Here is a 3,216-nt window from a genome sequence, read left to right on the forward strand (position 1 = left end):
ATTCTACGTATTGCTAAGGTTAACGACGGTTAGATTCACCTCTTACACAGCACCTTTCGCTTTGATGATGAAGTAACGCGTTACTCACTGTATAGAAACTTCTATGACCCATACGAGCGAGAATGGCAAAACGGAAACAGCCGCTGGGATATTATTGATTTGGTTCGTGCCTGTTATGCATTGAGACCTGAAGGTATTGAATGGCCATTAAAAGAAGATAGTTCGCCAAGTTTTAAATTAGAAGAGCTAACCGTTGCCAATGGCATCGAACACGCTGCAGCGCACGACGCGCTGAGCGATGTAACGGCAACTATTGCACTGGCTAAGTTAATCAAAGAAAAGCAGCCAAAACTATTTAATTTTTTCTTTGGATTAAGAAATAAGAAGGCGTTAGCTGATCTCGTTGATGTCTATAACATGCAACCACTTGTGCATACTTCTTCGCGTATTCCTGCAACTCAAGGCTGCACAAGCTGGATAGCACCAATGAGCTTTCACCCTGTGAATAAAAATGCCGTGGTGTGTTTTAACTTAACTGAAGACCCACAAGTACTGATTGATTTAGACGTTGAGCAGTTGCGTGAACGCCTTTATACAAAGCATGCTGATTTAGGAGAAGATGAATTGCCAGTAGGTGCTGTGTAAGAGGTGAATCTAACCGTCGTTAACCTTAGCACATGATTCTTAACCGAGAAACATAAAAATCACGTAACGAGTACAGTGAAATTGAACGAAATGTTTCAAAAGGGGGATTGATCGCTAGGTTAAGACCATTGTGATGAACCCTGTTGTCAGCACTCAGCCCAGGGCGCCCTTCTCGTTGCCCGCCGCGGCGAAGACCGTCTCGATGTCCCCGGTCAAAGCGTGGGCCCCGGTGCGGGAGGACCAGAGGATCCGGCCGTTCTGGAACAGCTGGTAGGCCCCGCCGATGCCGTTGGACTTCTCGTCCGAACGGGGGAAGCGCAGGACGCCGGCGGCGGTGCCGTTGCGCTTGTAGGCGGTCTCGACGCCGCCCCGCACCCAGTAGGCGCCGGTGGCCGAGGACCAGTAGATGGTGCCCTTGGCGAAGCTCTGGCGGACCCCGCCGGCGACGGCCTGCTCGTGGGAGGTCGGGGCCCCGGTCTGGCTCTTGATCCGCTGGTACAGGGCCCCGATCGCGCCCTTGGTGGTGTAGGTCGGGGTGGGCGCGGCCGGTGCGGCGGTGTCGGCGGCCTTCGTGATCCACAGCGCGTCGTGGGAGTTCAGCGTCTTGCCCCCGGGGAGGCTGTCCCAGGCGTCCCCGGAGTCGAGGATCAGCTGCTTGTACTGGTCGGAGCCGCAGCGTCGGGTTCTTCTGCTTGAGCAGGGCCAGGGTCCCGGCCACGTGCGGGGTGGCCATCGACGTGCCGTAGTCGAAGCGGCTGTTGGGCGCGACCGGTCCCCGGGTGCCCGTGTTGCCCGCGGACAGGATGTGGTGGCCCGGGGCGTAGATGTCCACGGCGCCGCCGTGGTTGGAGTAGCTGGCCCGCACCCGGTCCGAGCCGATGGCCCCGACCGTGATGACGTTGTAGCAGTTGCCCGGGGCGTACTCGATCGCCGGGCGGCCGCTGTTGCCCGCGGCCACGGCCACCGGGATGTTCCGGAACCAGGCGGTGTTGATGGCGTTCTGCAGCGTGGCCGGGCACCCCCCGCCCATGGACAGGGACATGTTGATCACGTCGGCGCGCTTGCGCGGGGCGGGGGCCCCGGCCACGGCGTCGCCGGCCAGCCAGCGCACGGCGTCGGCCATGTCGGAGACGTAGCCGAAGCCGCACGCGCCCAGGGCCCGGGCGTTGAGCAGGGTGGCGTCGGGGGCGATGCCCACGGTGCCGTAGCTGTCCCGCTTGGCGGCGACGGTGCCGGCCACGTGCGTGCCGTGCCAGATGGAGTTGGTGGCCGCGGAGCCGGCGTAGCACTGGCCGGCCGTGGAGTAGGTGCCCGGGTCCCGCGGGTCCGAGTCCCGGCCGTTGCCGTCGTTGCCGAGGGCGGCCGTGGAGACGAAGTCGTAGCCGCCGATGGTCTGGGATCCAGGTCGGGGTGGTTGGCGAAGCCGGTGTCGACGACCCCGACGGTCACGCCCTTGCCGGTGGCGGTGTCCCACGCCTCGAAGGCGCGCAGGTTGGTGAGGGCCCACAGGGACGGGACGTCCGGGTCCGCGGCGGTCGCGGCGACGGAGCCCATGTCCTCCGGCTCCGCCTCGTCCGAGCCCGGGATCCGGGCGGTCGAGACGAGTCGGTCGGGCTCGGCGTAGGCCACGGCCGGGTCCTTGGTGCAGCTCCTCGGCCAGCTTCTCGGCCTGGTCGGTCGAGACCTCGCCGGCCAGCTCGACGACGGCCGCACCGTCGCCGGTGGTCCGGACCTCGGTGGTGTCCTCGGCCTCCGGGACGTGGGCCTCGGCGGCGGCGTCCTCGACGACCTGCTCCGACTCGGCGTCGGTCACGGGGGTGCGGTACTTGACGATCATCCGGTCGGTGATCTCGGGCGGGGCCTCGGCGCTGACCTGCTGGGCGGACAGGGTCGTCGGCGTTCTCGGCGGGGGCGGCGGTCGCGGGCGTGAGAGGAGCCAGCACGAGGGCCAGGGAGAGGGCGGACAGGGTGGGGGCGAGCATGGATCGTTGCATGGGCGAACTCCTGGGGGCTGGGGGGATCCCGGAAAAGGTTCTCACATGCAAATCAATGCGAACAGATCTAAAACAAGATCACGGCTTCATCACGAAGTGTGACGCCAGCCCCGTCGGCCCACGGTCCCGTCGGGGCGGTTCCAGGCCGTCCCCACCAGCACGGCGAGCCACTCGAGATGGCGCAGCAGCGAGGGGACGCCCGCGGTCAGCAGGGCCACGGCGGTCGCGGACGTCGCGCGGCCCAGGTGCCTCCGCGCGGAGGCGCGGGCGCCGCGGGACCGGCGGCGGGCGGCCGGGGCCAGGTCGAGCGCGACCTGGACGAGGCTCCACAGGGCAGTGGCGCCCGCCCCGGCGACGACGAGGCAGCCGTAGAGGAGGACGGCTCCGGGCAGCGGGACCACGGGGCGTGCCGCCGCTCACCCGCGAGGACGGCGGCGGTCAGGCCCACGGCGAGCACCGCGGCCACCGCCCAGGTGAGCCTGTAGGCCCGGCGGTAGTGCTCCTCGCTGCGGAGCTCGAGCCAGGCGGCGGTCGCCGGGGCGGCGTCCGGAGAGGTCCGCGCGCGCTCCAGCCGGCC

Annotated in this window: 1 protein-coding gene and 2 pseudogenes; 1 reads left to right on the forward strand and 2 read right to left on the reverse strand. The window is 65.8% G+C overall.

Features of this window, described 5'->3' with window-relative positions; translation table 11 throughout:
* Positions 1–45: 45 nt before the first annotated feature.
* Positions 46–636: pseudogene (gene sbcB, locus ACXAC4_RS19845) on the forward strand (exodeoxyribonuclease I); the annotation flags it as partial.
* Between the two features lie 162 nt (positions 637–798).
* On the opposite strand, the gene ACXAC4_RS19850 reads toward sbcB, so the two are convergent.
* Complete coding sequence (locus ACXAC4_RS19850) at positions 799–1,296, reverse strand: LGFP repeat-containing protein (RefSeq protein WP_475164921.1); 498 nt, start codon at positions 1,294–1,296, stop codon at positions 799–801.
* 16 nt (positions 1,297–1,312) lie between these two features.
* Positions 1,313–2,482 (reverse strand): annotated as a pseudogene (locus ACXAC4_RS19855) (S8 family serine peptidase); the annotation flags it as partial.
* Positions 2,483–3,216 lie beyond the last annotated feature (734 nt).

It is taken from the genome of Pseudoalteromonas sp. AWM4_233 (genome assembly GCF_056158285.1).